A 24,977-nucleotide genomic window follows, 5' to 3' on the forward strand; every position below is an offset into this window, starting at 1 on the left:
TGACGCTCGTGCCGATCGGGAGGCGGGACCGAAGCGCTCAGCCGGAAACGGCCTCACACCCGCCCGTGCACGAGGTCGTGGATGAAACCGAGCTTCCTCACCACGGCCGGACCGAGCACGAAGGGGTAGAGGTCGCCCTCGCCCATGGCCCGGCTGACGCTGTTCATGGCGAAGACGAAGGGCAGCCACGCATCGATGATCTGCTCGATCGTATCGGCGCGGTAGGGATCGAAATCGACCCGCGCGGCGAGTTCGCCCTCGACGTCGGCCTTCGGCTTCACCTGCATGCCGAAGGCGCCCGCCATTTCCAGGGTATCGACGATGTGCAGGTAATGCGCCCAGGTCTCCGCGAAGTCCTCCCAGGGATGGGTCGTGGCGTAGGCCGAGACGAAGGTTTCCTGCCAATTCGCGGGCGGACCCTGATCGTAGTGGCGCTGGAGCGCAGCGCCGTAATCCTGCGAATCATCGCCGAACACCGCCCGGCACGGCTCCAGCTTGCCGGCGTCGCGCACGAGAATGTCCCAGTAATGGTGGCCGACCTCGTGGCGAAAATGGCCGAGTAGCGTCCGGTAGGGCTCGCCCATGGCGGTCCGTCGCTTCTCGCGCTCGGCCGGGTCGGCCTCCACAAGGGCGATGGTGATGATGCCGTTCTCGTGGCCGGTCATGACCTTCGGGCCGCTGGCATCCGGCGGATCGGCCAGAAAATTGAAGATCAGGCCGTGCTCGGGGTCTTCGGCGCGGGTCTTCAGCGGCAGGTTCCAGCGCAGCAGGGTGTAGAACAGCCGGTGCTTGGCGTGCTCCATCTCTCGCCAGCGCTCCAGGTTCACCGGGTCGCTGACGTCCGGCACGATGCCGTTGTGGCGGCAAGCGAGGCAGAAGGCGTCGGTCGTGCCAGGCGGCACCATCCAGTTGCAGGTGTCGTGCGCGGCGTTGGTGCAGAGGAAGCTCGGAAGGTCGGGTGCTGCGAGCGGCGTCCAGGCGTTGTTGTCGCCAGCGGGCTCAAGCGCCGAGATGCGGTCGAGCTGCGGCAGGTAGGCCAGTCGGTGGCCGCAGCGCTCGCAGGAGCGATTCTCGAAATACAGGACGTTGTCGCAGGACTGGCAGCGAAAGAGTTTCATCGGCTCACGGGAACGTTGACGCTCCGCTCCCGATCCAGCGTGGGCCGGATCCGGGGACGGGGTGCGCCGGGCACAAGGCTCGGAGGCAGCGGGGGTTCGCGGCCAACCAAGCCGCGAGTCCGCTCACCGTTCCGTGATCGATGCTGATTTTGTTCGGCTGTCTCCCGCCCGCGCGCCGACGGGGTCAGGAGGCGGCGAGCGCCTCGCTGATGGCCGCGAGGGCCGCCTCCGCACCGGCACCGTTCGGGCCGCCGGCCTGGGCCATGTCCCGGCGTCCGCCGCCGCCCTTGCCGCCGAGATGTCCGGCGCCCGCGCGCACGAGGCCGACCGCGTCGTAGCGGTCGGTGAGATCCTCGGTGACTCCGACGACGAGCCCGGCCTTGCCGTCAGCCGAGACGCCGACGATAGCGACGATGCCGGAACCGAGGCGGCTCTTGCCCTCGTCGGCCAGACCCTTGAGGTCGCGCATCTCGACGCCCTCGACGACGCGGGCCATCAGCTTCACGCCGTTGACCTCGCGGGCCTCGTCGCCGCCGCCCGCTGTGCCGCCCATGGCGATCTTCTTGCGCGCGTCGGTCAGCTCCTTCTCCAGCCGACGGCGCTCCTCGATCAGGGCGGAGAGCCGGTCCGGCACGTCGCTTACCGGCGCCTTGAGAAGGCCGGCGAGCTGGCTCAGCGTGCGGCTCTCGCCGGCGCGGTGGCGGCGCGCGGCCGTGCCGGTCATCGCCTCGATCCGGCGCACGCCGGCACCGACCGCGCTCTCGCCGAGCACGGTGATCTGGCCGATCTCGCCGAGTTGCGACACGTGGGTACCGCCGCACAGCTCGATCGAGAAGTTCGGCAGCCGGCCCTCGACCTCGCGGCCCTCGTCATCGACGGGCCGGCCCATCGAGACGACGCGGACCTCGTCGCCGTACTTCTCACCGAACAGCGCGCGGGCGCCCGATTCGATCGCCTCGTCCACCGCCATCAGCTTGGTCACCACCGGTGCGTTCTGGAGCAGCACGGCGTTGGCGATCTCCTCGACGCGATTCAGCTCTGCCTCGTCGATCGGCTTCGGGTGGCTGATGTCGAAGCGCAGGCGCTCGGGGGCGACGAGCGATCCCTTCTGGGCGACGTGGTCGCCGAGCACCTGACGCAGCGCCTCGTGCAGCAGGTGGGTGGCCGAGTGGTTGGCGCGAATTGCGGCGCGGCGGGCGTGATCGACCTTCATCTCCACGGCCGCGCCGACGGAAAGCGTGCCCTCCTCGACCGTGACGTGATGCACGAACAGGTCGCCGAGCTTCTTTTCCGTACCGGTCACGCGCGCCGTGAGACCGGGCCCGGAGATCGTGCCGGTATCGCCGACCTGACCGCCGGACTCGCCGTAGAACGGCGTCTGGTTGACGACGACGATGCCGGCCTCGCCGGCCTTGATCGTCTCGACCTCGCCGCCCTCGCGCAGCAGTGCGCTGACGACGGCCTCGGCGGTCTCGGTTTCGTAGCCCAGGAACTCGGTCGCGCCGGTGCGCTCCTTGATGCCGAACCAGACGGTCTCGGTCGCGGCCTCACCCGAGCCCTGCCAAGCGGCCCGCGCCGCCTGCTTCTGGCGCTGCATCGCCGCGTCGAAGGCCTGCGTGTCGACGCCGATACCGCGGGCCTTCAGCGCGTCCTGGGTCAGGTCGAGGGGGAAGCCGTAGGTATCGTAGAGGGTAAAGGCGGTCTCGCCCGAGAGGTTCTGGCCCGCACCCAGGTCGCGTGTCTCCGCGTCGAGGATCGCAAGGCCGCGCTCCAGGGTCTTGCGGAAGCGGCCCTCTTCCAGGCGCAGGGTCTCGGAGATCAGCGCCTCGCTGCGAGCGAGTTCGGGGAAGGCCTGACCCATCTCGCGCACCAGCGTCGGCACGAGGCGGTACATCACCGGATCGCGGGCGCCGAGCAGTTCGAGGTGACGCATGGCGCGGCGCATAATCCGGCGCAGCACGTAGCCGCGGCCCTCATTCGAGGGCAGCACGCCGTCGGCGATCAGGAACGAGGTCGAGCGCAGGTGATCGGCGATGACGCGGTAGGAGGCGCGCGTCTCAGGTTCAGGCGCGCGGGAGACAGCGTGGGCCACGGCGTCGATCAGGGCGCGGAACAGGTCAGTGTCGTAGTTCGAATGGACGCCCTGGAGGATCGCGGCCATCCGCTCGAGGCCCATGCCGGTATCGATCGAGGGCCGGGGCAGGGGATTGCGCAACCCCGGCTCGACCTGCTCGTACTGCATGAAGACGAGGTTCCAGAATTCGAGGAAGCGGTCGCCGTCCTCGTCCGGCGAGCCGGGTGGTCCGCCGGCCAAAGCCGGGCCCTGGTCGATGAAGATCTCCGAGCACGGCCCGCAGGGGCCGGTATCGCCCATCTGCCAGAAATTGTCGGAGGTGCCGATCCGGATGATCTTCTCGTCCGAGAAGCCGGCGATCTTCCGCCACAGGCCCGCGGCCTCGTCATCGTCCGCGTAGACCGTCACCAGCAGGCGCTCGGGCGTGAGGCCGAACTCCTTGGTGATCAGCCTCCAGGCCAGCTCGATCGCATCGGCCTTGAAGTAGTCGCCGAAGGAGAAGTTGCCGAGCATCTCGAAGAAAGTGTGATGCCGGGCGGTGTAGCCGACATTGTCGAGGTCGTTGTGCTTGCCGCCGGCGCGGACGCATTTCTGAGACGAGGTCGCCTTGACGTAGGGCCGCTTCTCGACGCCGGTGAAGACGTTCTTGAACTGCACCATGCCGGCGTTCGTGAACATCAACGTCGGATCGTTCTTCGGCACCAGCGAGGACGAGGGCACCACCGCGTGCCCGGCATCCCGGAAGTAATCCAGGAAGGTCGATCGGATCTCGTTGACGCCGCTCATCGGATAGGCTCGGAACTCAAGTCGCGTCGGGAGCCGGCTGACGGGCAGCGCGGCAGCATTGTTCGGCCCTCATACGGGCCGAAGCTGTGCAAGTCACGTCGGCACGTCCGTGGCGGATGGCGGAGCGCGCGCCATGCACGAAAAAGGCCCGCCGCTCGCGCGACGGGCCGGTCTCGATCGGCGCCGGTGGAGCGGGGCGGATTATGCCTCGCCCTCGTCCAGATCCTCGGCGGTCGGCTTGGCGTTCTCAAGGATGCGGTCGGCGACCAGCCCCGAATTCTGGCGGATCGAGGCCTCGATCTTGTTCGCGATATCCGGATTGTCGCGCAGAAAACCCTTGGAATTCTCGCGGCCCTGGCCGAGGCGCTGGCTGTCGTAGGAGAACCACGCGCCCGATTTCTCGACGATGCCGGCCTTAACGCCGAGATCGATCAGCTCGCCGACCTTCGACACGCCCTCACCGAACATGATGTCGAACTCGACCTGCTTGAAGGGCGGCGCGACCTTGTTCTTCACGACCTTGACGCGCACCGAGTTGCCGATGGCTTCGTCGCGGTCCTTCAGGGTCGAGACGCGGCGGATGTCGAGGCGTACCGAAGCGTAGAACTTCAGCGCGTTGCCGCCGGTGGTGGTCTCGGGGCTTCCGTACATCACACCGATCTTCATGCGGATCTGGTTGATGAAGATCACCATGCAGTTCGAGCGCGAGATCGAGCCGGTGAGCTTGCGCAGGGCCTGGCTCATCAGGCGGGCCTGGAGGCCCGGCTGACTCTCGCCCATCTCGCCCTCGATCTCGGCCCGAGGCGTCAGCGCGGCGACCGAATCGACCACCAGTACGTCGATGGCGCCGGAGCGCACCAGCGTGTCGGTGATTTCGAGCGCCTGCTCACCGGTATCGGGCTGCGAGATCAGCAGGTCGTCGAGGTTGACGCCGAGCTTCCGTGCGTAGACCGGATCGAGCGCATGCTCCGCATCGACGAAGGCGCAGACGCCGCCCTTCTTCTGGGCCTCGGCGATGGTGTGCAGCGCCAGCGTCGTCTTGCCCGACGATTCGGGGCCGTAGATCTCGATCACCCGGCCGCGCGGCAGGCCGCCGACGCCGAGCGCGATGTCGAGGCCGAGCGAGCCTGTCGAGATGGTCTCGACCTCCTGCACCTTGTCGGTCTTGCCGAGGCGCATGATCGAGCCTTTGCCGAAGGCCCGCTCGATCTGCGTCAGCGCAGCCTCGATCGCCTTGGACTTGTCCTTGTCGGCTGCTGCCATTGTCGAGGAATCCACCATCTTCAGCGCAGGCTGGGCCATCGCGAGGCTTCCTTATGCATGGGAGGGGCGCGGCGCTCAATCCGCCGGAGCTGATGGATTTCGTACTTGTTTTGTTCTCATCATGCAAGCCCTGATCTGGCGGTTCCCCGGCTGAGATCGCAGCGTCGTGCCACGTCGCTCCCGGGTCCGACGCTGCGTTCGCGTTGGTGGGGAATAGAACATAGAATTGAAGAAGCGGAGTCTGGCGATTATGTTGTGCCCGCTCTCAGGGTAGGCGCTCGATCGTCTCCGGAATCGAAAGCGTTCATCGAGTAATGATTGGTGTGTTTATTGGGGTTTTATCTGATATTTGATGGACTGGATATTGCTCACTGGTCTGGTAAAAAATGGTCGATCAACGATGGTGAGGATAAATATGACCATTCAGGCATATAAAAAAGGAATGGGTTCTGGACTCCATATAGTTGTGTCCAATTAAGCTTCATTGAAGGGCCGTCGTAGTTTCAGGTCTCCTGGTTTCTGATCCACCATCGAATGAGATAAGTATGGCATCCGCGACATCTCGGTTGGATGCATGACAGGGTCATCTTCATGCCGATAGACCGCAACGAGCTTCGCGAAATCGAGCAGCTTCTGCGTCAGGCCGAGGAGCAGCTCGGGCCGATTGCCACGTTCAGACAACGCACGCTGATACAGATGAGCCTGTTCGAGTTGCGGCGCAGCTTAAAGGCCGAGGAAGTGGACGCGGCTCCTCTGGCCGGTACGGACGGGGACAAGCCCGACAACCGAGTGTCCTGAGACCCTCTGTCGATTGAGCGGCCTACGGCCGCGTCAACACCGGCCGCGCGGAGCGACGTGCAGGCGCTTCGCTCCGTGAAGCGCCCACTCTTTCTCCGGTCGAGGTCAACTCGCCATCGTGCGTTTCACCATCTCGACGAGCTGTTTCAGGCTGAAGGGCTTTGGCAGGAAGTTGAAGGTCTCGCCCTCGGGCAGATTCTTGCGGAACGCGTCCTCCGCATAGCCGGAGACGAAGATCACCTTGAGATCGGGATGGTGCTTGCGCAGCTCACGCAGCAAGGTCGGACCGTCCATCTCCGGCATGACGACGTCCGACACCACCACATCGATGCCGTCGGCGTGCTCCTCGATCAGGCGCAGGGCCTCGATCCCCGAGGCGGCTTCGAGCACGGTGTAGCCGCGCGCCGACAGGGCGCGGGAATTGACCGCGCGCACCGGATCCTCGTCCTCGACGAGCAAGACCGTGCCCTGACCGGTATGGTCGGTCGCCGGCTTCGACGCTGGCTCCGGCGCCCGCACGACGGGAGGCGCGGCGTCCGTGTCCGGCTCGGTCCGCTTCGCGTCGGTCGTCTCGATCGATTCGGGCTTCCGCTCCGCCCCATCGGATTGGTCGGGCTTGGCCGGCGCGGTCGTGTCCCGCTCGGAGATCGCGCGGGGCGGCGGCAGCGGCTCCGGAAGTGCTTCGATGCCGGGCTCGTGGCGCGGAAGATAGATGCGGAAGGTGGTGCCTTCGCCGACCTGCGATTGCACGTCGATGGCGCCGCCCGACTGGTTGACGATGCCGAACACCGTCGAGAGCCCGAGCCCGGTGCCCTTGCCGATCTCCTTGGTCGTGAAGAATGGCTCGAAGATCTTCTGGCGCACTTCGGGCGGAATGCCCTCGCCGGTATCGGTCACCTCGATCATGACGTGATCGCCCGCGGGAATCCCGACCGGGCGCTCGCCGTCGACCGGGCAGTTGGCGGTGCGGATCGTCAGGCTGCCGCCGCCCGGCATCGCGTCGCGGGCGTTGACCGCGAGGTTCACGATCACCTGCTCGAACTGATTCACGTCGGCCTTGATCGGCCAGATCTCGCGCCCGTGGCGGAAATCGAGCTGCACGCGCTCGCCGAGCAGCCGTTTGAGCAGCAGCGTCAGGTCGGAGAGCGCCTCGCCGACATCCATCACCTCCGGCCGCAGGGTCTGGCGGCGGGAGAAGGCCAGCAGTTGGCGCACCAGGGACGCGGCCCGGTTCGCGTTCTGCTTGATCTGCATGATGTCCTGGAAGGCGTGGTCCGTCGGTCTGTGGCTCGCGAGCAGCAGGTCCGAGTAGCCGATGATCGCCTGGAGCACGTTGTTGAAGTCGTGGGCGATGCCGCCGGCAAGCTGGCCCACCGTGTCCATCTTCTGGGTCTGGGCGACCTGCTGCTCCAGTTGGCGCTGGGCGGTGGTGTCGAGGGCGTAGAGGATCACCCGCTCGCGGTCGCCATCGCTGGCGGCCTTGCCCTCGGCGTCCTGGCTTTGCGTCCCGTCGGCATCGGCCGGGCTCATCCAGACGCGGGCCGAGCGCTCGCCGGGACCGGACAGTCCGACCTCGATCGGATCAAGGCCGCCGAAGCCGTTGGCGGCGCGGGCTAGCGCGCCCTCGATGGCGCCGCGGTCGCGTTCCAGCACCGCGTCGCGCATCATCGGGTCCGGCGCGTCTCGGCCGGCTTCCGCCGCCGGCTGGCGCGGCATGCCGGCGAACAGGCGCACGAACGAGGTGTTGGCCCGGATCACGCGGCCGTCGCGGTCGAGGGTAGCGATGGCGATCGGGCTGTTGTTAAGGAACCGGGCCAGCCGCACCTCTGCCGCGCGCTGCGGCTCGTCGGCATCCGAGCCGGCGGAGCGGTTGAGCACGAAGGTGCGCGAGGGGCCGGGCGCCCCGTCCTGCCCGTAGGCGACCCGGTGGTAGAGCCGGGTCGGCAGCGGCTGGCCGTTGCGACGGCGCAGGTCGATGTCGTAGCGGTCGGTGCGCACCTCGCCGGGCAATCCGGGGGCGGCGGTGAGCATGTCGGCGCCGGGCGCGATCTCCAGGAGCTTCAGCCCGCCGGAACCCACCGTGGCGAGGTCGTAGCCGAGCCAGGAGGCGAGTGTCGCGTTCATGTAGACGATCGAGCCGGCGGCATCGATCGAGAGGAAGCCGGCCGGCGCGTGGTCGAGATAATCGATCGCGTGCTGGAGTTCCTGGAAGACGTTCTCCTGGCGCTCGCGCTCGTGGGTGATGTCGCTGACGGTCCAAAGCGCCGCGGAGCCGCGATGGCGCGGGATCGGCCGCACCGCGATGCGATACCAGGCGAAGTCGCGGTCCGGCGCGCCACCCGGCGGGGGCGACATCCGGATCTCTTCGGCGTAGGCGCGGTCGTCGCGGGAGGCCTGGGCGAGGCGATAGACGGCCTCCGAGACCTCCGGCGCCCCGACGAAGATGCGCTCGATCGAGCGGAGGTTCGAAAAGCTGTCGCCGCCAGCAAGGCGCATATAGGCCTCGTTGGCATAGATCATCCGCCCGTTATCCTCGACGACGAGCTTGCCCTCGGGCGCGGCGTCGACGATGGCGCGGGTGATGTCGTCGCGGGCGGCCGGGCCGGCGAGCTGCAGCGCGCCGATGGCCAGGGCGAACAGGAAGAACACGCCCGCCATGGCGAGCAGCGCCAGCAGGGCGAGGATGAGCGGCTGCGCCTGCTCGTTGGCGACGAAGGACAGGCCGACCGCCGCGCCGACGAGCAGCCCCGCCAGCATCAGCAGCAGGCCGACCCGGCCGGGCCGTTCCGAACGATCGATCGAACCGGACGCCGGCACCGCTGGTCCGCTGACCTCAGCCATCAGGCCCTACCCATCCCTCGCACATGGCCGCCGCACTCGCCGCTTCGAGCCCTGTGGGTCGTCAACTGCCGCGCCTTGTGCCGGAGCATTGCCGGACAATGGTGCATAAACCGTGGCGCCTGAACGACTTCGCCGTCCCATGCGGGACAGAAATCCGCCTCAGGCGGCCCGACGGCGCAGGCGAAGCACGAAACCGATCACTTCCGCAACTGCGCGATAGTGCTCGGCGGGAATCTCCTGATCGATCTCGACCGTGGCATGCAGGGCGCGAGCGAGCGGCGGGTTCTCCATCACCGGAACGTCGTGATCGGCGGCGACCGCGCGGATGCGCAAGGCCAGCGAGTCGACACCCTTGGCGACGCAAATGGGCGCGGCCATGCCGGTCTCGTAGCGCAGGGCCACGGCGAAGTGGGTCGGGTTCGTCACCACCACGGTCGCGGTGGGCACGGCGGCCATCATCCGCTTCTTCACCCGCGCTTGGCGCAACTGACGCACCCGAGCCTTCACCTCGGGGCTGCCCTCGCTCTCCTTGTGCTCCTGCTTCATCTCTTCCTTGGTCATGCGCAGGCGCGTGTGCCAGCGGTGGCGCTGGTACAGCGCGTCGCCGAGGGCGATGGCGGCGTAGATGGCGAGCGTGCCGCCCATCATCTTGAGGGCCAGGGTGAGGGTACCCTGGAGCGCCGCACCCGGATCGAGCTGGGCGAAGGATTCCGCCCGGTCGTGCTCGTTCCACAGGATCGCCCCGGCGACCGCACCGACCACGATGATCTTGGCAAGACCCTTGCCGAAATTGACCCAGGCATCGGTGCCGAGCAGGCGCTTGGCCCCGGCCATCGGCGAGATGCGCGAGAATTTCGGCATCAGGCTCTCGGCGGTGAAGATCGGCCGGTGCTGGATCAGGCCGGCGGCGAGGGCCGCGAGCATGGCGATGCCGAGCGGCACCGCGAGTGCCTTGGCGCAGACCCAACCCGCGCGGAAGGCGACGCCGAGATAGGTGCCCCCGTCCGAGGAGAAACTTCCGGCATGTTCGAGGAAGCCGCGCATGTCGCGGGTCAGCCCCTCGGCCACGGGACGGGCCGAGAGCATCAGGGCGAGGGTGAAGGCCGCCAGGATGAAGAAGGTGTTGATCTCGGGGGAGTTCGGAACGTCGCCGCGCTCGATCGCCTGCTCGATGCGTCGTGGCGTCGGGTCTTCGGTCTTGTCCTCGTCGTCGGTCTCGTCGGACACCGGCTCAGGCTCCCCCGTTCCGGATCGGCGCGCGGACGGTCAGCGCCCGAGGAACGCACCGAGATAGCGGCCGAGATCGTCCAGGAACAGTCCCATGACGAGGCCCAGCGCCCCGACGAGCAGCATCATGCCGATCAGCACCGAGGCGGGCACGGCGAGGAAGAAGACCTGCAATTGCGGCATCAGCCGGGAGAGCACGCCGAGCCCGAGATTGAACAGGATGCCGAAGACGATGAAGGGCCCGGAGATCCGCACCGCCAGGGCGAAGCCGCGGCTGAAGGCGTCGAGGGCCAGCTTGGCGGCATCTCCCATGGCCGGGACGCCGCTCGGCGGCAGCAGGACGTAGCTCCGCCCGATCGCTTCGAGGGCGATGTGGTGCAGATCGGTCGCCATGATCAGGGTGACGCCGAGCAGGGCCAGGAAGTTGCCGAGCGCGGCCTGCTGCCCGCCCATCGTCGGGTCGACGGTCATGGCGTAGGACAGGCCGAGTTGCTGCGAAATCACCGTGCCGGCGGTCTGGAGTGCGGCAACGATCATGCGCACGCACAGGCCCAGCATCAGCCCGATCAGGATCTCGCCGAACAGAAGCCCGATCAGGGCCGGCGCCGCCAGCGCCGCGTTGCCCGTCGGCAGCATTGGCCGCACGGTAGGGAACAGCACCAGCGTCACGAGGAGCGCCAGCGCGAGGCGGATGCGGCCGGCGATCAGCTGCTCGCCCAGACCCGGCATCAGCATGATCAGCGTGCCGACCCGGGCGAAGGTGATGAGGAAGGCCGCCGCGAGGCCGGGCAGCAGCAGGTCGAGCGGCGTGGTCATGCCCGCCCCTCCTACACGCTCGGCCGGGGCCGCGCTGCCTCTGCATTATCCGCCTGCGACGATCCGGGCGGCGATCCGGGCCATGTAGGCGGCCATGGCGTCGCCGATGAACGGCAGCATCAGGAGCATCACCCCGAACACCGCGACGATCTTCGGGACGTAGATCAGGGTTTGCTCTTGGATCTGCGTCAGCGCCTGGAACAGCGACACGACCAGGCCGACGACGAGGGCGACGATCATTAGCGGGCCGGCCACCTTCAGGAAGACGAAGATGCCGTCACGGGCGATGTCGAGAATGGCGAGGCCGGTCATGGGGCTTTCGGCTTTGGCTGTGGGCGGCATTCCTTCTCCCCGCTCGCGGAGAGAGGGGTCAAAAACTAGATCGGCATGCGCATGATCTCTTCGTAGGCCGAGATCACGCGATCGCGCACCGCGACCAGGGTCTGGAGGGCGGTCTCGCTCTCGGCCACGGCAGTGACGACATCCACCACGTTGGCCTTGCCCGTCGCAGCCGAGAGGGCGGCGCGGTCGGCCTGCGCACCGGATTGGGCGACGCTGTCGAGGCTCTGCTGCAGGAAGCCGGTGAAGCCGCCCGGTGCGGTCAGCCCCTGGGCCATGCCCTGAGCGGGCTTCGGGGCGCCGGGGCGGGCGAGGCTCTGGGCGGCGCCGTAGGCGCCGGCGGCGAAGGCGGAGGTCGTCATCGGGGCTACGCCTTCAGGATCTCGAGGGTGCGGGAGATCATCCGCCGCGTGGCGGTCACCATGTTGAGGTTGGCCTCGTAGGAGCGCTGGGCCTCGCGCATGTCCATGTTCTCGATGAGCCCGTTGACGTTGGGCAGGCGAACCTCACCGCGGGCATCCGCGGCCGGGTTGCCGGGATCATGCTTGGTGCGGAACGGCGTGGGATCGCGCCGCACGCGGCCGGCTTCGATGACGCTGGCGTTCAGTTCGCGGTCGAAACGGCTCGCGAAGGTCGGGATCTTGCGCCGGTATGGGTCGCCGCCGGCGGTCTGAGCGGTCGAATCCGCGTTGGCGATGTTTTCGGCGATGATGCGCATCCGCCCCGACTGCGCCTTCAGGCCGGAGGCGGCGATGCCGAGGCTCTTGAGGAAATCCATGATGGTCTCCGCTTACCCGCTTCAGCGCTTGCCGACAGCGATCTTCAGGGCGTCGAGGCTCTTCTGGTAGAGCGTGGCGACGAGCTGATAGTCGGCTTGGTTGTCACCGGCCTTCATCATCTCCTCCTCGAGATTCACCCCGTTGCCGGAGGGGCGGACCTCGAAGCCTTTGAAGCGGCGCGGGTCGGCGTTCGGCCCGGCGCTCGCCGACAGGCCGATATGTCCGGAATCGGTGCGGGCGAGGCCATCGCCGCCGACGGAGGCTCCGAGCGGGGCGGCAAGAGCGGCGGAGCCGGCCGACGGCTCGGCCAGGTCGCGCGGGCGAAAGCCGGCCATGTCGGCATTGGCGACGTTCTCGGCGAGCAGGCCTTGGCGCGCCTGATGCCAGTGCATCCGGGTGCGGAGCATGCCGAGCAGGGGCAGGTCGGTGAGCGACATGATGCCTCGGAGCCGGCGCGGCGGGCGATGAGATTCGATGGAGCCGCAAATCCGGACCCGGCAGAAACTGCCGCCGACATGGTTAAGGAGCCGTTAACTCGGCAAATCCTGCCGAGTGCCCAGTGCCGCACGGCGCGGCTCAGGTGCAGAAAGCTCGGTTTCGACCCCACCGAGTTGTTAACGAAGTGTCAGCCTTTGTTGCCGGGCAGCGAGCCGGCAGCGATAATCGCGCTCTGTATTGCGTGGGGCCGAGTTCGCGTCGCCCGCCGGCTCCAGTCCCCGCTGGTCGCCGCGCGCCGACACCGGAGCCCCGACTACGAAAGACGCAGGTCTTGCAAGCGTTCTTCAGTTCCGAGGGCTCCTACGCCCTGCAGTTCCTGGTGATTTTTCTCGTCATCCTGGTGCTGTTCCTGATCGCGGCGCTGCTGTTCATGCGGCTCTCCGGACGCGGCCTCACCCTCTCGGCGGGGGCGGGTGGGCGTGGGCGCCAGCCGCGGCTCGGCATCGTCGACATCTACGAACTCGACCGGCAGCGGCAGCTCATTTTGCTGCGACGGGACAATGTGGAGCACCTGCTGCTCGTCGGCGGCCCCAACGACGTCGTGGTCGAGCGTCATATTCAGCGCGGAGCGGGGAGCCGCTACGCCGCGGAGGGCTCTGGGCGCGCGGGCGAGATCGGCGCCGCCGAACCGGGCGGGCTGGAGCCCCCGCGCACCGATCCGTTCCTCGACTCGCCGATGCCCCCGACCTTCGCCATGCCGGAGGTGGTGCCGCCCGCCGTTCCCGGCGCGCCGCCCGCGACCGACCGGGCACCGCCCCTCGATCCCGATCTGTTCGAGCCCGAAATCTCGCCCGCCGACATGCCTCCCCGGCCCGTGACGCCGGTGAGCCGCCTGATGCGGCGCACGGCGCCGCCCGTGGTCAGCCCGCGCCCGGAGCCCGCCTCCCAACGCAGCCCCCGGTCGGACGCCGAGGCGGCGCCGGAACCCGTATCCGAGCCCGCACCGGTGATGGCGAGCCGGGAACCGAGAGCGGTCGATCCGGCCGTTCTCTCCGACATGGCACGCCAGCTCCAGGTTGCGCTGAAGCGTCCCTCGTCCGCCGTGACACCGCCGCCCGCCGGTGCGGGCGAAACACCGACGGCCTCGAAGCCGGCCGAGCCGGCACCGTCCGAACCCGATCCCGTGGCGGCCGCGATGGCCGCCATGGCGACGCCCCGACCGCCCGAGCCCGTCCGATCGGCGCCACCGGCCCCCGTCGTGCCGCCGCCTGATCCGGCCGAGCCGCGACCGGCACCGGCGGCGCGGTCGCCACAGGCCGAGTTGAGGCCGGAACCTCGGCCCGAGCCAGAGCCGGCGGCCCCCGCCAAACCCGTCGCGCCGCCGCAATTCGTGGCGCCGCCGAGACCCGAAACGGTCAAGTCTGTACCGGCGAAGTCTGAACCGGCCAGACCCGAACCGGCCAAGCCCGTGTCTTTGACACCCGAGTCTTCCAAGCCCGAGCCCCTCAGGCCTGAACCTGTGAGACCCGAGCCGTCGAAGACCGAGCCGAAATCCGAAAGCGCGGAGCCGACCACTGGGGGGCAAAACCCGTTCTCGGTGGAGGAGATCGAGGCGGAGTTCGCTCGACTCCTCGGGCGCCCGCTCGACAGTAAGAACTGAGGCCGGCAAGTTCGTCCGAACGATTGGCGAGCGATCGGGCCGGCCCGTCTCTCCGGATGCTGCCGGAGCCTCGCAGTCGCGGTGGATCGGTCTGCGTCGTGGGGGTGTGAGGCAGGCGAGGCATGGAGGCGCTGGTCGTCGGAGCGGGGGTGGTCGGGCTCGCGGTCGCGCGAGCTCTTGCGCTCCGCGGCGCCTCGGTCATCCTCGCCGAAGCAGCCGAGGCGATCGGTACGGGCGTGTCCGCCCGCAGTTCGGAGGTGATCCACGGCGGGATGTACTATCCGCCGGGCTCTCTTCGTGCCCGCCACTGCGTTGAGGGGCGCCACCGCCTCGTCGGCTTCTGCGAGAGTCACGGCGTGCCCTACCGGCTCTGCGGCAAGCTCATCGTGGCCACGCGCGAGGCGGAGCGCCCGACGCTCGAAACGATTGCTTCGCGCGGCACCGAGAACGGGGTCGAGGGCCTTCGGCTGCTCAACCGTGCCGAAGCCGTTGCCCTGGAGCCGGCCCTTTCCTGCGTCGCCGCGCTCCATTCGCCCGCGACCGGAATCGTCGACAGCCATGCTCTGATGCTCGCCCTCCTCGGCGATCTCGAAGATGCCGGCGGCGTGCTGGCCCTGCGCACCCCGATCGAATCGGCCGAGCGGCGGGAGGGGCGATGGCATATCCGCTTTGGCGGCGCGGCGCCGGGCGCACTGCAGGTCGACGGTCTCGTCAACGCCGCCGGCCTCGGCGCTCAAGCTCTTGCTCGACGGATCGAGGGTTCGGTGCCAACCCGCGTGCCCCGTCAGGTGCTGGCCAAGGGCAGCTATTTCGGGTGCGGCGGCAAGCCGGCCTTCACGCGGCTGATCTACCCGGCGCCGGTGGAGGGCGGGCTGGGCATCCACCTGACCCTGGACCTTGCCGGCCGCATGCGGTTCGGTCCCGATGTCGAGTGGGTGGACGAGCCGGACTACACCGTCGATCCGGCACGCGCCGGAGGCTTCGAGGCGGCGATCCGGCGCTACTGGCCGAGCCTGCCAGACGGGCGTTTAACGCCGGACTATGCCGGCATCCGCCCGAAACTCAGCGGCCCCGGCGACACGGCAGCGGATTTCCGCATCGACGGCCCGCCCGAGCACGGGTTGCCGGGGCTGGTCCAGCTCTTCGGGATCGAGAGTCCGGGCCTGACCTCCTCGCTCTCGCTGGCCGAGGCGGTGGCCGGTCAGCTGATGGCGTGATTACGCAGCCTGCATTAAGTCAGCGGTTGTCCCGTCTGCCACCGCGTCGGTGTGAACCGCGAAGGTGATCAGCCGCGCCGTGCCGAAGCTGGTCGATATGGCGCAATCCGTTGCGTCGCGCCCGCGCGCCATGACGATCCGGCCGATCCGCGGCGTATTGTGGCGGGCATCGAAGGTGTACCAGCGCCCACCGAGATAGACCTCGAACCACGCGGAGAAATCCATCGGATCGGGCACCGGCGGCACGCCGATATCGCCGAGATAGCCGGTGCAGTAGCGCGCCGGAATGTTCATGCAGCGGCAGAACGCGATGGCGAGATGCGCGAAATCGCGGCAGACGCCGACTTGCTGTTGGTAGCCGTCGAAGGCCGAACGGGTGGCGTCCGCTTGCTGGTAATCGAAGCGGATGCGCGTGTGCACGTAATCGACGATGGCCTGGACCCGCGCCCAGCCTTCCGGCGTCTCGCCGAAGAGCGGCCACGCAATCTCGCCCAGCTTATCCGTGTCGCAGTAGCGGCTCGCCATCAGGTAGAGCATCACCTCGTCCGGCAGGACTTCCACCGGCACCTGGGCGGCCTCGGGCGCGATCGTATCGGGCAGGCCCGAATCGGCCACGAGGAAATCCGCGGAAATCGAGAGGCGCCCGGCCGGCGCGACGATGCGGGTGCAGACGTTGCCGAACGCGTCCAGCGTCTGCCGCTGCGGGATCGGCGGATCGAAGCGAATCGTTTCCGGGCTGCGCAGGTCGCCCTGACGCGAGGGGTGGACGCTCAGCAGCAGCGACATCGGCGTCGCGGCGTCCGTCTCGAAAGTGATGTCGTATCCGGTCTTGATCAGCATGGGACGGCCTACAACGTGGTCTTTTCATCCCGAAATGTAGATTTCGCGCGGGACTATCTGGTAAGCTTCGATATTGCGAGCCGTTCCGTCTGTGCGCTGCCCAAATGTTCCGCACTGCGTCGACTTGCGCGTCATCCGCAGGGGAGAGACCTGCCGGGACGTTGACGCGCATTGCTGCTGCAGCGCACTCGGCGGTATGGAAGCGGCCATGTGGACCGCTCTCTGGAACCGCCTCGCCCATCCGGGCCACTTCCTGCGCTGGTCGGGCCTGGCCATGCCGTGGCTCGCCGCCGCCTCGGCCGCGCTCGTCGCCTTCGGGCTCTATCTGACCTTCTTCGTCGTGCCGCCCGACTACCAGCAGGGCGACACGGTGCGGATCATGTACGTGCACGTCCCCGCCGCGATCCTCGGAATGGGCTTCTACGCAGCGATGACGCTCTCGGCGATCGGCACACTGGTCTGGCGCCATCCGCTCGCCGACGTTTCGCAACGCGCCGCAGCCCCGATCGGTGCGGCCTTCACCCTGATCTGCCTCGTCACCGGTTCGCTCTGGGGCAAGCCGATGTGGGGCACCTACTGGGTCTGGGACGCGCGCCTGACCTCGATGCTGGTGCTGTTCCTGATCTATTGCGGCATCATCGCCCTGTGGCGGACGATCGAGGATCCGAGCCGGGCGGCCCGCGCCGTCTCGATCCTGACGCTGGTCGGCGCGGTGAACCTGCCGATCATCAAGTTCTCGGTGAACTGGTGGTCCACCCTGCACCAGCCGGCCTCGATTCTGCGCATGGGCGGTTCGTCGATCGATTCTTCCATGCTCTATCCGCTGCTTGAGATGGTGCTGGCGATGACCCTTCTCGGCGTCACCCTGCACCTTCAGGCGATGCGCACGGAGATCTACCGCCGCCGGGTGCGGACGCTGCTGATCCGGCAGGCCGAGCGGCTTGATGCCGGTGCCGAGGGCGCCGTCCCGGTCACCCGCACGGCCGCGTCCCTTCCCGTCGGACAGGCGATCTGAGCAGAGCCATGGATCTCGGACCCTATGCCCCCTTCATCGCCGGCTCCTACGGCTTCGCCGCCCTGGTGCTCGGTGGCATGATCCTCAACGGCTGGCGGGACGGGCGGGCGCAACGCCGCGCGCTCGCCGAGCTACAGGACGACCAGGGAGGCCGCCCGTGAGCTCCCAGGCTTCCGGAACGGTGCCGCCCGGCGGCGAACGTCCCCGGCGCTCGCTCCTCGTGCTGCTGCCGGTTCTCGTCTTCGCCGTGCTGGCGGTCGCCTTCTTCGTGCGGCTGCGCTCGGGTGCCGATCCTGCCGCGCTGCCTTCGGCTCTGATCGGCAAGCCGGTGCCCGCCTTCGCACTCCCGCCGGTGAGCGGACTTCAGGCCGACGGGAAGCCGGTGCCCGGCCTGTCGAGCGCGGACCTGAAGGGGCAGGTCACTGTCCTCAACGTCTTCGCCTCGTGGTGCGCGCCCTGCCAGGTCGAGCATCCGATGCTGATGCGGCTGGCGCAGGAGCCCGGCATCCGCCTCGTCGGCATCGACTACAAGGATCCGGGCGACGCGGGCCGGCGCTGGCTGGAGCGCAACGGCCTGCCGTTCGCGGCGGTCGGCGCCGACACGAACGGTCGCGCCGGCATCGATCTCGGCGTCTACGGCGTGCCGGAGACCTTCATCATCGGGCCCGACGGGGTGATCCGCGACAAGCTCGTCGGCATCGTGACGCCGGAGAACTATGCCAGCGTGCTCGGCCGCATTCGCGCCGCCGGCCGGACCGCGCCCGTGACGAACTGACCGCCGCGACCGGGGAGCGCTTGGAAACCTGAGATCGCGGGCGTATGCAGCCTGTGCCGGCTTGAAACCGTTCCAAGGTGCATAAGTCGGGCAATCGGCTGAAACCGCGATCAAAGAGCGCCATGCGGATCGGGCTATTCGTCCCCTGCTACGTCGATGCCTTCGAGCCGGAGGTCGGCATCGCCACGCTGGAGTTGCTGGAGCGCTTCGGCCTTACCGTCGAGTATCCCTACGATCAGACCTGCTGCGGCCAACCGATGACGAATACCGGCTGCCATCAGGAGGCTGCCGCGACCGAGGCGCTGTTCGTCAAGAACTTCTCGGGCTTCGACTACGTCGTCGCCCCGTCCGGCTCCTGCGTGCATCAGGTGCGCGAGCACCTCACCGCGATCCCGCAGACCGACGAGGTCAAGGCGGTGCGCGCCAAGACCTTCGAGCTCGTCGAATTCCTGCACGACGTCCTGATGATTGAGGAGCTGCCCTGGGCGGCGTTTCCGCACAAGGTCGCCTACCACTCGAACTGCAACGCGCTGCGTGGCATCGGCCATGCCCGACCGACCGAGCTCAACCGCCCGTTCTTCTCGAAACCCCTCAACCTGTTGAAGAAGGTGAAGGGCCTGGAGGTCGTCGACCTGACCCGGCCCGACGAGTGCTGCGGTTTCGGCGGCACTTTCTCGGTGTTCGAGCCGGCCGTCTCGGCGAAGATGGGCTACGACAAGGTGACGGATCAGGCGCGGGCCGGCGCCGAATACGTCGTTTCGGCCGATTCCTCCTGCCTGATGCATCAGAAGGGCTGCGCCGAGCGCCTCGGCGTGCCGCTGAAATACATCCACATCGCCCAGGTGCTGAACGGAGCCGCCGCATGAGCACCGACGACCTGACTCCCCGCCAGACCGAGGACGTGCTCCACCGCGAGGTGCGCGCGCCCTCCGACGAGAGCGAGCGCGGCCCCGGCGGCGAGCGCCTCCAGCACGCGGAAGCCGCCTCGAAACCGATCCGCGCCGACGCGCCGCGCGAGCCGCAGCCCCGCGGCGCCAAGGTCCGCGGCAACAAGCCGATCGATCAGGCGGAGGCCGCCGAGCGCTTCCTCGCCGCGCCGCTCCACCAGAAGGCCCATGACGAGCGGCTGTGGGACGTGCGCCGCAAGCGCGATGTCGCCGCCCATGGCATCCCGGAATGGGAGGAGCTGCGCGAGCTCGCCTCGCAGATCAAGACGCATACCCTGACCCACCTCGACCACTATCTCGAGCAGTTCGAAGCGGCGGCGAAGGCCAACGGTGTCCACGTCCACTGGGCCGAAGACGGGGCGGCCCATAACCGCATCGTCCTCGACATCCTGAAAAAACACGGCGCCAAGTCGCTGGTGAAGTCGAAGTCGATGCTGACCGAGGAGTGCGGCTTCCGCCACTTCATGGCCGCCCACGACATCGACGTGATCGAGACCGATCTCGGCGAGCGCATCCAGCAACTCGACGACGAGGAGCCGAGTCACGTGGTGATGCCGGCGGTCCACAAGACCCGCCTCGACGTTGCCGATGTCTTCGCCCGAACGCTCGGGACCGATCCGGACAACGACGACGCCCACTACCTTGCCGAGAGTCAGCGCGAGACCACCCGCCCGCTGATCCTCAAGGCGGATGCCGGACTCACCGGCTGCAATTTCGCCATCGCCGAGACCGGCACCGTCGTCACCTGTACCAACGAGGGCAATGCCGACCTGTCCGGCAACGTGCCGCCTCTGCAGATCCACTCCATCGGCATCGAAAAGCTGATTCCCCGTGTCGAGCATCTCGGCGTCTTCATCCGTCTGCTGTCGCGCTCGGCGCTGGGCTCGCCGATCACCCAGTACACCTCGCATTTCCGCGGGCCGCGGGCGGGCACCGAGATGCACATGGTGCTGGTCGATAACGGCCGCTCCGAGCGGCTGGCGATGGAGGAATTCTGGACCTCGCTCAAATGCATCCGCTGCGGCGCCTGCATGAACACCTGCCCGGTCTACCGGCGGTCCGGCGGGCTCTCCTACGGCGCGACCTATTCCGGCCCGATCGGGCTCATCATCGACCCGACCTTCAACAAGCGGAAATACTCGACCCTGCCGTTCTCCTCGACCATGAACGGCTCCTGCACCAACGTCTGCCCGGTGAAGATCAACATCCACGAGCAGATCTTCGCGTGGCGCAAGGTGCTGGCCGAAGAGCACCAGATCCCGCTCCTGAAGCAAGGCATGATGAAGGCGGCTGGCGCGGTTCTCAGCCGACCGGCGGCCTACCGCGCCGCGATTCAGACCGCCGACTCGGCGCTCCGCGTGCTGCCGCGCTTCGCCGTTTACAATCCAGCCAACACCTGGGGGAAGAAGCGCGAGATGCCGCACGCCCCGCGTCAGAGCTTCCACGCGTGGTACCGGCAGAACCGCATGAAGAAGGGGAGCGACGCGTGAGCGCCCGCGACGCGATCCTCGCCCGGCTGCGGACTAACCGCCCGGCCGGCGACTTCCCGCTTCCCAAGGTTCCGACCTTCGTGCCGCTCGTGGGTGATGACTACGTGGCCGAGTTCACCGAGCGCCTGGGCAAGATGGGCGGCCGCGTCGAGCGGGCCGGCCCCGCCTCCGATCCCTTCGCGACGGTGCGGTCGCGCTTCGATGGGGCGCGGGTGATCGCCTCCGCCGTGCCGGAATTCGCCGGAAACCGCGATCTCGCCGCCGTCCGCAAGCCGGGTGATCTGGCCGATGTGGACGTCGCGGTGGTGCGCGCCCGCTTCGGCGTGGCCGAGACCGGTTCGGTGCTGTTCACGCAAGACGACCTGATCGTGAATTCGGTCGCCTACCTTGCCCAGCACCTGATCGTGCTGCTCGACCCCGACGATATCGTCGTGAACATCCAGGCCGCCTACAAGCGACCCGACTTCGCCCAGGCAGCCTACGCCGTGCTTCATACCGGGCCGTCGGCCACTGCCGACATCGAGGGCGTGCTGATCCACGGGGCCCAGGGCGTCCGCTCGCTCACGGTTCTGCTGTTGCAGCGCAAAAAACAGGCAGCCTGAGAGCGGAGCCCACGGACCGTCCGCGCGTTTGCGGCCAAATGCCTCGTTCAAGCGAGGCCGCGCCCCGCAAATCTTCGGAGATCGACCGTGCGCTTCAAGCTCGGCTGCAGCCTCGCCTACGCGGTGAAGAGCCCAACGACCTTCATCTTCAATGTCGAGGTCGCGCATCTGCAAAGCCTCGACATCGTCAGCGAGAGCCTGACACTGTCGCCCGATCTCACGCACCGGGTTTACGTCCATCCCGATCAGAAGAACCGCTATCTCGGCGTGAACGTGCAGCCAGGGCCGTTCTCCCTCGACTACAATGCCGAGGTCGCACTCAGCGTCACCCGCGCCGACCCGGCCGCCATCGGCGAGACGCCGGTCTACGAACTGCCCCTCGATATCCTGCCCTTCCTTCTGCCGAGCCGCTTCGTCTCCTCCGATCGGCTGACGCCTTTCGCTCAGGCCGAGTTCGGCGCGCTCCCGAAGGGGCACGAGCGGGTCAACGCGATCTGCAACTGGATCCACGACCACATCGCGTACCAGCGCGGCGCGAGCGATGCCGAGACGACCGCCGATGAGACGCTGCTCCAGCGGGCGGGCGTCTGCCGCGACTTCGCCCACCTCGGAACCGCCTTCTGCCGGGCGCTCGGCATCCCGGCGCGCTTCGTGAGCTGCTACGCCTACGGTCTCGTACCGCGCGACTTCCACGCTGTGTTCGAGGCCTATCTCGACGGGCGCTGGTGGCTGTTCGATGCGACGCGCCAAGCCCATCTCGACGGGCTGGTCAGAATCGGTGTCGGCCGGGATGCCGCCGAGATCGCGTTCTCGACGCCCTTCGGTGTGATGGAGCCGACCGGCATGGAAATCCGCATCGACCGGGCCGATGGCGGCCCGGAGCCGGCACAGCGGACGGTCGATGCCATCTCGACCGAGGCGCCGGTCCCGCATGCCGGCGCTGTGTGATCACGCTTCGCAATCGATGGTCGAGGCAGAAAAATGAAATTTTTTGCATCGACGACGGATTAACCGGCAGGATCGTCCGTCTGTCTTGATGTTCGGGTTATCCGGACGAATCTCCAACTCAACCCGCCCGGTCCCATCCGCGGCGGGTTTTTCTTGTTCTCACCCCGATGCCGGGAGGCCGCACAGATGATGCGCGACACCACCCGAGGTATGTGGTATCAAAATACCGTAAGGCCAAGCGCCTTCGTTTCATTACGGTTTTCTGCGTTCCAAGCTGGGATCGCGCCTTGACGCCGCCGCAAATCCTCCGTAGTGACCCTCCCGCACGCCGCTGCGTCCTCACCCGACGCGGCGGCGCCTTGTTTCAAACGTCACCGGCACGGGAATCGGCCATGAAGACCACTTCGCTGAAGCCCGCCGACGTCGACAAGAAGTGGGTCGTGATCGACGCCGAGGGCCTCGTGGTGGGCCGTCTCGCTTCGATCGTGGCGATGCGCCTGCGCGGCAAGCACAAGGCCGCCTATACGCCCCACGTCGATTGCGGCGACAACGTCATCGTTATCAATGCGGACAAGGTGAAGTTCACCGGCCGCAAGTACGACCAGAAGGTCTACTACCACCACACGGGCTATCCGGGCGGCATCAAGGAGCGCTCGGCCAAGTTCATCCTCGAGGGCCGGTTCCCCGAGCGCGTGGTCGAGAAGGCTGTCGAGCGCATGCTGCCCCGCGGCCCGCTCTTCCGGCAGATCCTCGGCAACCTGCGCGTCTACAAGGGCGCCGCGCATCCCCACGAGGCCCAGCAGCCGCAGGCGCTCGACGTCGGCTCCCTCAACCGTAAGAACGTGAGCGCTTGATCATGGCGACCCTTCAGTCCCTCGCCGATCTCAATCGGGCGAACACCCAGACGAGCAACCCCGAGAACGAGGCGCCCGTCCACGTCCAGAAGCTGGATGCCCAGGGCCGTGCCTACGCCACCGGCAAGCGCAAGGACGCGGTCGCCCGTGTCTGGATCAAGCCCGGCAACGGCACCGTCGTGGTCAACGGCCGTCCGGTCGAGACCTACTTCGCCCGTCCGGTGCTGCGCATGATCCTGCGCCAGCCGCTGGAGATCGTCGGCCGCGTCGACCAGTACGACATCACTGTCACGGTGAAGGGCGGCGGTCTTTCCGGTCAGGCCGGCGCCGTGCGCCACGGCCTGTCCAAGGCCCTGACCTACTACGAGCCGGAGCTGCGCTCGCCGCTCAAGCGCGAGGGCTTCCTCACCCGCGACCCGCGCGTCGTGGAGCGCAAGAAGTACGGCCGCAAGAAGGCCCGCCGCAGCTTCCAGTTCTCGAAGCGCTAAGGCGTTTCGTCGGCGACGATTTTGGAGGGCGGGGCCGCGAGGCTCCGCCCTTTTTCGTGTCCTGCCGTTATCCCGCATCGAGGCGAGGCTGTCGCATGAAGAGGGGAGGGAGCCCGGACCGTCCGGCGGAGGCTACTGCGATCTCGGATCGGCGCACCCTGGTGACGCAGGCGCTGGCCCGGCTCGCCCCGCGCCTGCCGGACTTCGAGGCGGAAACGGTGGTGGACCGGGCGCTTCGGAGTCCCGGCCTGCGCGGCGCCGTGCCGGAGAATGCGGCTTGGCTAGCGCTCACCGCATTCGCCCGTCACGCCTTCACCGAGTATGACGATCTGCTCGACGAGGGCTACGACCGTGACAGCGCCCGCCACTTCGTGCTCGACGACATGAACGCGATGCTGGCCGAGTGGGGCTGCCGCCGCCGCGTCTCCGAAGAGGCCGAGGTCGGCGAGGACGAGCTCCCCGAAGAGTGAGGGGTAAGCCGGCCGTCGCCGCTTGCCCGCTTGCCGACCCTGGGGCAGGGAGGGCCATCCTCGCACTCGAAGAAAGGCCTTCCATGAAGCTCAGCGCGCGCAACGTCCTCAAGGGCAAGGTCGTCTCGGTCGAGAAGGGCTCGACTACGGCGCATGTGAAGATCGAGATCGCCAGCGGCCAGGTCGTCACCTCGGCCATCACCAATGACTCGGTCGATGCGCTCGGGCTCAAGGTCGGCGGCGAGGCTTACGCCGTGATCAAGAGCTCCGACGTCATCATCGCCGTCGACTGAGTGTTCAGGTTCACCCGTCGATCGCCAGGGCGATCCCGTGCCGGGCGGTTGCGCCCGGCGCCATCAGGCGCTGCGAATCGCGCTCCGCCAGCTCGCCGTCGAAACCTGCCCAGTCAGCATGGCCGGTCCAGGCTTCCAGCGACAGGAACGGCGCCGTCGGCTTTGTCCAGACCGCGAGATGGGGAAAGTCGTCCATCCGCATGGCGATGGCTTGGCCATTCGGCGCCTCGAACCGCATCGAACGGCTGCGCGCGTTCAGGAAGACCAGCGCCTCGGTGAACAGCTCCGGGTCGAGGTCGAGCCGCGCCCCATCGAGGGGCAGCGCACGCTCGCTGCGCACCAGCAGCCCGCCCGCGCCGACCTCGGGCACGAACGGCCGCTCGGCCTCTTCGAACAGAACCGCGTAGCCGCCGCCGGCGCGGCGCTCGCCATCCGCGAAGGGCCAAGGAAAGGCGGGGTGGAAGCCGAGGGCGTAGGGCAAAGGCGTTTCGCCCGGATTCTCGACGCAGATCCTGAAATCGAGCGCCCTGGGGGCGATGCGGGCCTCGATGGTCAGCCGGAACGGGAAGGGGAAATGCGCCCGCGTCGCCTCGTCGTCGCTCAGGCTGAGGGAGACCGAGTTTTCGCTCTGGCCGACGACAGTGAAGGGGAGGTCGCGGGCGAAGCCGTGCTGGGCCATGGGGTAGCGTCGGCCATCCACCTGGACCTCGCCCCCGGCGGAGGCGCCCACCACGGGGAAAAGCCACGGCGCGCTTCGGTTCCAGTGCTCCAGATCGCCGTTCCAGAGGTATTCGTGGCCCTCGACCTGCCAGGAGATCGGCTCCGCCCCCCGGAGCGCGATCCGCGCCGTGCTGCCGTCCTCGGCCCGAATTTCGACCGTCTCGTCCATCGACGCTGTC

General features: G+C 67.9%; 26 protein-coding genes. 14 read left to right on the top strand and 12 right to left on the bottom strand.

What is annotated here, in order from left to right; all coding sequences use genetic code 11:
* Nucleotides 1-53 precede the first annotated feature (53 nt).
* From MFF24_RS01705 to recA, 3 genes are all read right to left on the bottom strand, one after another.
* Nucleotides 54-1,118 carry a zinc-binding metallopeptidase family protein gene (locus tag MFF24_RS01705; protein WP_166059528.1) on the bottom strand — a complete coding sequence of 355 codons (1,065 nt, stop codon included), beginning with the start codon at nt 1,116-1,118 and terminating at the stop codon, nt 54-56.
* A gap of 184 nt (nt 1,119-1,302) precedes the next feature.
* Nucleotides 1,303-3,978: an alanine--tRNA ligase gene (gene alaS / locus MFF24_RS01710; protein ID WP_238221908.1), complete on the bottom strand. Its 2,676-nt coding sequence runs from the start codon at nt 3,976-3,978 to the stop codon at nt 1,303-1,305.
* A gap of 201 nt (nt 3,979-4,179) precedes the next feature.
* Complete coding sequence (recA, locus tag MFF24_RS01715; RefSeq protein WP_373322650.1) at nt 4,180-5,259, bottom strand: recombinase RecA; 1,080 nt, start codon at nt 5,257-5,259, stop codon at nt 4,180-4,182.
* Between the two features lie 552 nt (nt 5,260-5,811).
* Here recA and MFF24_RS01720 point away from each other — a divergent pair.
* Nucleotides 5,812-6,039 carry a hypothetical protein gene (locus MFF24_RS01720; RefSeq protein WP_238221911.1) on the top strand — a complete coding sequence of 76 codons (228 nt, stop codon included), beginning with the start codon at nt 5,812-5,814 and terminating at the stop codon, nt 6,037-6,039.
* Nucleotides 6,040-6,144: 105 nt separating this feature from the next.
* Here the strand turns inward: MFF24_RS01720 and MFF24_RS01725 are convergent, their stop codons facing one another.
* The 7 genes from MFF24_RS01725 to flgB form a co-directional block, all read right to left on the bottom strand.
* A complete protein-coding gene (locus MFF24_RS01725) occupies nt 6,145-8,880 on the bottom strand; it encodes an ATP-binding protein (protein ID WP_238221913.1) in 2,736 nt (911 codons plus the stop codon).
* Nucleotides 8,881-9,039: 159 nt separating this feature from the next.
* Nucleotides 9,040-10,107, bottom strand: coding sequence for a flagellar biosynthesis protein FlhB (flhB, locus tag MFF24_RS01730; RefSeq protein ID WP_166059534.1), 1,068 nt, complete (start codon nt 10,105-10,107; stop codon nt 9,040-9,042).
* A gap of 39 nt (nt 10,108-10,146) precedes the next feature.
* Nucleotides 10,147-10,923 (bottom strand): flagellar biosynthetic protein FliR, encoded by a 777-nt coding sequence (gene fliR, locus MFF24_RS01735; protein ID WP_238221915.1) that lies wholly within the window; start codon nt 10,921-10,923, stop codon nt 10,147-10,149.
* A gap of 45 nt (nt 10,924-10,968) precedes the next feature.
* A complete protein-coding gene (gene fliQ, locus MFF24_RS01740) occupies nt 10,969-11,235 on the bottom strand; it encodes a flagellar biosynthesis protein FliQ (RefSeq protein ID WP_108940508.1) in 267 nt (88 codons plus the stop codon).
* Nucleotides 11,236-11,300: 65 nt separating this feature from the next.
* Nucleotides 11,301-11,624, bottom strand: coding sequence for a flagellar hook-basal body complex protein FliE (fliE, locus tag MFF24_RS01745; protein WP_238221920.1), 324 nt, complete (start codon nt 11,622-11,624; stop codon nt 11,301-11,303).
* A gap of 5 nt (nt 11,625-11,629) precedes the next feature.
* Nucleotides 11,630-12,040 (bottom strand): flagellar basal body rod protein FlgC, encoded by a 411-nt coding sequence (flgC, locus tag MFF24_RS01750; protein WP_133088620.1) that lies wholly within the window; start codon nt 12,038-12,040, stop codon nt 11,630-11,632.
* 21 nt (nt 12,041-12,061) lie between these two features.
* A complete protein-coding gene (gene flgB, locus MFF24_RS01755) occupies nt 12,062-12,478 on the bottom strand; it encodes a flagellar basal body rod protein FlgB (protein WP_108940510.1) in 417 nt (138 codons plus the stop codon).
* A gap of 332 nt (nt 12,479-12,810) precedes the next feature.
* Here flgB and MFF24_RS01760 point away from each other — a divergent pair, with 332 nt between their 5' ends.
* A complete protein-coding gene (locus tag MFF24_RS01760; protein ID WP_238221921.1) occupies nt 12,811-14,139 on the top strand; it encodes a hypothetical protein in 1,329 nt (442 codons plus the stop codon).
* A 122-nt stretch (nt 14,140-14,261) separates the two neighbouring features.
* Nucleotides 14,262-15,356 (top strand): NAD(P)/FAD-dependent oxidoreductase, encoded by a 1,095-nt coding sequence (locus MFF24_RS01765; protein WP_238221922.1) that lies wholly within the window; start codon nt 14,262-14,264, stop codon nt 15,354-15,356.
* Here MFF24_RS01765 and MFF24_RS01770 read toward each other — a convergent pair whose 3' ends face one another.
* Nucleotides 15,357-16,196: a transglutaminase-like domain-containing protein gene (locus tag MFF24_RS01770; protein ID WP_238221924.1), complete on the bottom strand. Its 840-nt coding sequence runs from the start codon at nt 16,194-16,196 to the stop codon at nt 15,357-15,359. It lies immediately after the preceding gene.
* 208 nt (nt 16,197-16,404) lie between these two features.
* Here MFF24_RS01770 and MFF24_RS01775 point away from each other — a divergent pair, with 208 nt between their 5' ends.
* The 11 genes from MFF24_RS01775 to MFF24_RS01825 all read left to right on the top strand — a co-directional run bounded on the left by MFF24_RS01775 (nt 16,405) and on the right by MFF24_RS01825 (nt 24,078).
* The gene (locus MFF24_RS01775) at nt 16,405-17,211 is read left to right on the top strand and encodes a heme ABC transporter permease (protein WP_133088616.1); all 807 of its coding nucleotides are present in this window, start codon (nt 16,405-16,407) and stop codon (nt 17,209-17,211) included.
* An 8-nt stretch (nt 17,212-17,219) separates the two neighbouring features.
* Nucleotides 17,220-17,372, top strand: a complete 153-nt coding sequence (ccmD, locus tag MFF24_RS01780; protein WP_238221926.1) for a heme exporter protein CcmD — start codon at nt 17,220-17,222, stop codon at nt 17,370-17,372.
* Nucleotides 17,369-17,986, top strand: a complete 618-nt coding sequence (locus tag MFF24_RS01785) for a DsbE family thiol:disulfide interchange protein (RefSeq protein ID WP_238221928.1) — start codon at nt 17,369-17,371, stop codon at nt 17,984-17,986. The genes ccmD and MFF24_RS01785 overlap by 4 nt, the downstream gene beginning before the upstream one ends.
* 122 nt (nt 17,987-18,108) lie before the next feature.
* Nucleotides 18,109-18,852 (top strand): (Fe-S)-binding protein, encoded by a 744-nt coding sequence (locus MFF24_RS01790; protein ID WP_238221930.1) that lies wholly within the window; start codon nt 18,109-18,111, stop codon nt 18,850-18,852.
* On the top strand, nt 18,849-20,423 hold the full coding sequence (locus MFF24_RS01795) for a lactate utilization protein B (RefSeq protein ID WP_238221931.1): 1,575 nt from the start codon (nt 18,849-18,851) through the stop codon (nt 20,421-20,423). Before MFF24_RS01790 ends, MFF24_RS01795 begins: the two co-directional genes overlap by 4 nt.
* Nucleotides 20,420-21,025 (top strand): LutC/YkgG family protein, encoded by a 606-nt coding sequence (locus tag MFF24_RS01800; RefSeq protein ID WP_238221933.1) that lies wholly within the window; start codon nt 20,420-20,422, stop codon nt 21,023-21,025. The genes MFF24_RS01795 and MFF24_RS01800 overlap by 4 nt, the downstream gene beginning before the upstream one ends.
* A gap of 87 nt (nt 21,026-21,112) precedes the next feature.
* The gene (locus tag MFF24_RS01805; protein ID WP_238221935.1) at nt 21,113-21,973 is read left to right on the top strand and encodes a transglutaminase-like domain-containing protein; all 861 of its coding nucleotides are present in this window, start codon (nt 21,113-21,115) and stop codon (nt 21,971-21,973) included.
* A gap of 392 nt (nt 21,974-22,365) precedes the next feature.
* Nucleotides 22,366-22,827, top strand: coding sequence for a 50S ribosomal protein L13 (gene rplM / locus MFF24_RS01810; protein ID WP_108940521.1), 462 nt, complete (start codon nt 22,366-22,368; stop codon nt 22,825-22,827).
* A 2-nt stretch (nt 22,828-22,829) separates the two neighbouring features.
* Nucleotides 22,830-23,315, top strand: coding sequence for a 30S ribosomal protein S9 (gene rpsI / locus MFF24_RS01815; protein WP_108940522.1), 486 nt, complete (start codon nt 22,830-22,832; stop codon nt 23,313-23,315).
* A 95-nt stretch (nt 23,316-23,410) separates the two neighbouring features.
* Nucleotides 23,411-23,785: a DUF2293 domain-containing protein gene (locus MFF24_RS01820; RefSeq protein ID WP_133088609.1), complete on the top strand. Its 375-nt coding sequence runs from the start codon at nt 23,411-23,413 to the stop codon at nt 23,783-23,785.
* Nucleotides 23,786-23,868: 83 nt separating this feature from the next.
* Nucleotides 23,869-24,078: a TOBE domain-containing protein gene (locus tag MFF24_RS01825; RefSeq protein WP_108940524.1), complete on the top strand. Its 210-nt coding sequence runs from the start codon at nt 23,869-23,871 to the stop codon at nt 24,076-24,078.
* Nucleotides 24,079-24,088: 10 nt separating this feature from the next.
* Here MFF24_RS01825 and MFF24_RS01830 read toward each other — a convergent pair whose 3' ends face one another.
* Nucleotides 24,089-24,967, bottom strand: coding sequence for an aldose 1-epimerase family protein (locus MFF24_RS01830; protein WP_238221937.1), 879 nt, complete (start codon nt 24,965-24,967; stop codon nt 24,089-24,091).
* Between the last annotated feature and the right edge of the window lie 10 nt (nt 24,968-24,977).

It is taken from the genome of Methylorubrum aminovorans (assembly GCF_022179725.1).
In the GTDB taxonomy this organism is placed as follows: domain Bacteria; phylum Pseudomonadota; class Alphaproteobacteria; order Rhizobiales; family Beijerinckiaceae; genus Methylobacterium; species Methylobacterium aminovorans.